A 2,798-nucleotide genomic window follows, 5' to 3' on the forward strand; every position below is an offset into this window, starting at 1 on the left:
GCCCGCCCCGATGGATGCGGCCTCCCGTCGCAAGGTCACCCGGGTTGTGATCGCGGGCGGCGTCGTGGTGGCGCTGGTGGTTGCGGGCGTCGTGGCCCTTAACCTCGTCAACGGCATGCGCAGCCCGGACAAGGCGGTCGAGAGCTATCTTTCGCTCCTGTCGGAGGGGAAGGCGACCGAGGCCACCAAGATGGTGGACCCCGGCGTGCCCAACGACCAGCGCAAGCTGCTGACCGATGAGGCCCTGGGCGCCGCCAAGTCGAGGATCGCGGTCGCCAAGATCGACGAGCCCACGATCTCCGGTGACGCGGCGACGGTCCGGGCCCACCTGTCTCTGGACGGCAAGGCCTTCACCTACACCTTCAACGCAACGAAGAGCTCCGGTTCCTTTGGGTTGGAGAGCTGGAAGGTGAACAACGCACTGGTTATGCTCGTCCACTTCAGCGCCAAGCCGCTCTCCTCGCTCAAGGTGGGTGGCACCACGCTCGATCTGCCTGACACGGAGGATTCGACGACGTCGAAGGAGGAATTGAAGTCGCAGTACGTCTACCCGGCCACCTACCCGCTGGCGGCGCCGGACTCCATGGGCAAGTACCTGGAGCTCCAGGACACGTCGTTCACCGTCACCACGCCCGCGGATGACGGCAGTCGCGGGATCTCGAAGTCGCCAGACCAGGATATGCGGGTGAAGGCCAAGCCCACCGACGAGCTGAGCAAGAAGGCTCTGGAGAAGGTCAAGGAGCAGACGAAGACCTGCACGACGGTTCCTAGCAATGAGGATAAGCCGTGCCCCTACGAGACTTCCGAGAGCATGGAGTCGATGTCGGTCGACAAGGACGCCACGAAGGTGGAGTTCTCCAAGGATAGTGAGAGCATGTCCTTCGATTCCGACGAGATCAATATCTCCGGGACGCCCAAGCCGTCGACCTTCGAGAAGAACCCCACTTCCCGGAAGGCGAAGTTCAAGTTCTCCGGGAAGGTCGAGTGGCCGAAGGACTCTGAGGAGCCCACCATCAAGATTGAGTCCTCCGGCGGCGTCTACTAGGACGGCAGGCCGGTGCCGGCCGCTGGGCCGGCACCGGTGAGGAGGACGTATTCGCGGCGCGTCGCCTCAGGCGGTCACCTTCAGGGTGGATCCGCCTGAGGCGACGCGCCGCACTGTGATGTGCTCGGCGATCTGGTCGCGCAGCTCGGCCACGTGGGAGACGATGCCGACGGTGCGCCCGCCGTCGTGCAGGTGGTCGATCTCGGTCATGACCGTCTGGAGGGTGTCGGCGTCAAGGGTGCCGAAGCCCTCGTCGATGAAGAGGGTTTCTAGGCTCACGCCCCCGGACTCGGCCGAGACGACGTCGGCCAGAGCGAGTGCTAGTGACAAGGAGACGTAGAAGGTCTCCCCACCCGAGAGGGTCCGGGGGTCGCGGGTGCGCTCGTGACCGAGGTGGTCGACGACGGCCAGGCCCAGCCCTTTGCGGCGCCTGTACCGGCTGGTCTCCTCGGCGACGCGGATGAGCTCGTAACGTCCGGAGGACATCTGGGACAGGCGCTCGTTGGCGAAGACGAGGACCTCCTCGAAGCGGGCCTGCAGCACCCAGGTGGCCAGGGGCGTGCCGGCCTCGTTCTCCCCGCGGGCGAGCGAGGCCACCCGGATGAGGTCGGCGCTGGAGCCGGCTGCCTCCTCATAGGCGGTGGCCGCCTGCTCGACGCCGTCGACTGCCCGGCGCAGGTGCTCGTGGGACTCGGCGGTGCGCGCCTGGAGGGAGGCGGCCTCCTTTGCGGCGGTGTCTGCCCGGGTGAGCTCGGCGGAGGCGTCCTCGAGGTGGTCCTCCTCCTGGCCGCTCAAGGCGGCGATCTCCGGGCCCTCCAAACCCAGGCGGACCCGCTCACGGGCGGTGGCCGCGGCGCGCACGCTCGCGGACAGGGCCTCGACGGCGCCGCGCTCCATGAAGGCTACCGTTGCCTGAGCCGCGCCGGTGAAGCCTTCCTCCTCCAGCGCCGCGGCCAGGTCTGCCAGGGCACTGCGGGCCTGAGCCAGGGTGGTGCGGGCAGTGTCGACGTCCTTGGAGGCGTCCTCGGCCTCCTTGGCCCGCACGAGGAGCGCGGCGGCGCGGGCGGTGACGCTCGGCCAGGACCCGCGCGCCTCGAGGCAGCGCCGCTGGTCCTGGGCCAGGGCCTTGCGGTCTGCCTCCAGGCGACTGCGGGCCGACTCCTGGGCCGAGCGGGCGGCATCGAGTGCGGTGCGCTCCCGCTCGGTGCCGGCATCGAAGGCCTCGAGCCGCTCGACCAGCTCGTCGACGCCATCGGCTGCGGCCTGAGCCGTGGTCAGAGCGGTGGTGGCTGCCTCCAGCGCGTCCTTGGCGGCGAAGGCATCCATGCCGTCACTGGTGCACTGGGCCTCCTCAAGTCGGGCGGTACAGGCGTCTCGCTCCCGGACGGCTCTGCTGAGCGCCTCGTCGGCCTGCTTCTGGCGCTCCTCGGCCGCCTCGACCTGTTGGCGGGTGGCGCCCTCGGCGTCTGCGGAGGCGGGGGAGGGATGCGTGGGCGAGCCGCACACGGGGCAGGGCTCACCCTCGGTGAGCTCACTGGCCAGCGCCCCGGCGGTCCCGGAGATCCAGGCCAGGCGGGTGGCGCGAACCCGTTCGGTCGCCTCCCGCGCAAGCGTTGCCGCCTGAGTGCAGGCAGCGTCCTGCTGGGCCAGTTGGGCGCTGAGCTGCTCGACGGCGAGGGCGGCGCAGTGGCGCTCCTCGGCCCGGGCGCGGCGGTCCTGAAGGCCGTCCAGGCGCTCGCGGGCCGCCCGCGCC

General features: G+C 69.7%; 1 protein-coding gene and 1 pseudogene. One reads left to right on the forward strand and one right to left on the reverse strand.

Annotated features, from left to right (window positions below; translation table 11 throughout):
- Window positions 1-1,045, forward strand: a pseudogene (locus tag HMPREF0975_RS10060) (hypothetical protein); the annotation flags it as partial.
- A gap of 66 nt (window positions 1,046-1,111) precedes the next feature.
- Here HMPREF0975_RS10060 and HMPREF0975_RS10065 read toward each other — a convergent pair.
- Window positions 1,112-2,798 (reverse strand): AAA family ATPase (locus tag HMPREF0975_RS10065; protein ID WP_009234056.1); only part of this gene is annotated, 1,687 nt, incomplete at its 5' end.

This window comes from Actinomyces sp. oral taxon 849 str. F0330 (assembly GCF_000239715.1).
GTDB classification, from domain to species: domain Bacteria; phylum Actinomycetota; class Actinomycetes; order Actinomycetales; family Actinomycetaceae; genus Actinomyces; species Actinomyces johnsonii.